At 80.7% G+C, this 1404-nt stretch carries 2 protein-coding genes; both read right to left on the reverse strand.

The window, feature by feature from the left end; translation table 11 throughout:
- Positions 1-61: 61 nt before the first annotated feature.
- Positions 62-904, reverse strand: a complete 843-nt coding sequence (locus HLB09_RS17050; RefSeq protein ID WP_171204479.1) for a PHP domain-containing protein — start codon at positions 902-904, stop codon at positions 62-64.
- An 83-nt stretch (positions 905-987) separates the two neighbouring features.
- On the reverse strand, positions 988-1404 hold a 417-nt coding region (locus tag HLB09_RS17055; RefSeq protein WP_171204480.1), incomplete at its 5' end, for a DUF2332 family protein.

Here is a 1404-nt window from a genome sequence, read left to right on the forward strand (position 1 = left end):
CGCGACGCCGAGCAGCGCCTGCGCGCCTGACCGCCGGGCCGCGGGCGTCCCGGCGCCGGCCTCAGGGCCGGACGACCTCGAGGGCGCCGAGGGCCTCGACCGCCTCCAGGGCCGCCGGGCTCGTCGTGCGCTCGCCCAGCCGGTTGGCCTTCCCGGCGCCGTGGTAGTCGCTCGAGCCGGTCACGACGAGCCCCAGCGCGGCGGCCAGGTCCTCGAGCTCGCGCACGGCGCGCGCGTCGTGGTCGCGGTGGTGCGCCTCCAGCCCCACAAGGCCCGCGTCCGCGAGCTCCTCGACGACGGCGTCGGGCACGACCCGCCCGCGCAGCACGGCGCGCGGGTGGGCGAAGACCGGCACCCCGCCCGCCTCCCGGACCAGGCGGACGGCCTGCACCGCGTCGGGCGCCGCGTGGCCCACGAAGTACGGCGAGCGCGTCGACAGGACGGTGGCGAAGGCGTGACCGCGGTCGCGGGCCAGACCCTTGGCGACGAGCGCGTCGGCGAGGTGCGGGCGCCCCACGGTGGCCTCGCCGTCCACCTGCTCGAGGACGTCCTCCCACGTGAGGGGCAGGTCGGCCGACAGGCGGTCGACCATCGCGCGGGCCCGGTGGAGCCGGGAGGCGCGCGAGCGGTCCAGCACCGCCCGCAGGCCCGGGGCCGCCGGGTCGTGGAGGTAGGCGAGCAGGTGCACGCTCACCCCGCCGCTGTGGCAGGAGATCTCGACGCCGCGCACCAGCGCGGTGCCCGTGGCGAGCGAGGCGGCGACGGCCTCCTCCCACCCGGCCGTGGTGTCGTGGTCGGTGAGGGCCACGACGTCGAGGCCGGCGGCCGCCGCCGCGACGACGACCTCGCCCGGAGGCTGGGTGCCGTCCGACGCGCTGGAGTGCGCGTGGAGGTCGATCGTCACCCCGGCAGCCTAGGTGCCGCCGGCGAGCGCCCCGCCGCCCGCGCGCCCCTCCCGCGCACCACCGCCGTCCCGGGGCCGCAGGCTCAGCCCGGAGGACCCCACCGGACTCGGCCCGGAGGGCCCCAGTGGACGGGGACCCCGTGCGGGGCGGCCTCGCCGAGCAGCCGCAGCCGGGCGCCCGCCGCGGCCGCCCGGGAGCCGGGGGGCGCGCCGTGGACGCGGGCCTCGACGCAGAACCGCTGCTGGCGCTCGCCCGGCAGGCGCCGCGGCTCGAGGGCCAGGAGCACCAGCGGCGCGGACGGCGACGCGCGCCGCCCGAGCGCCTCCAGGTCCGCCTCCGCCGCGCGGCGCTCGGCGGGCGGCACGTACTGGCGCACGACGGACTGCCAGACGACGGTGACGGCGCCCTCGCGCAGCGCGAGCTCCCGGGCCAGGTCGCCGGCCCCCGCCCGGCGGACGGCCACCGGGTGCGCCGCGGCCAGCTGCAGGGCGCCGCGGAG

This window comes from Pseudokineococcus marinus (genome assembly GCF_013004605.1).
GTDB lineage: Bacteria > Actinomycetota > Actinomycetes > Actinomycetales > Quadrisphaeraceae > Pseudokineococcus > Pseudokineococcus marinus.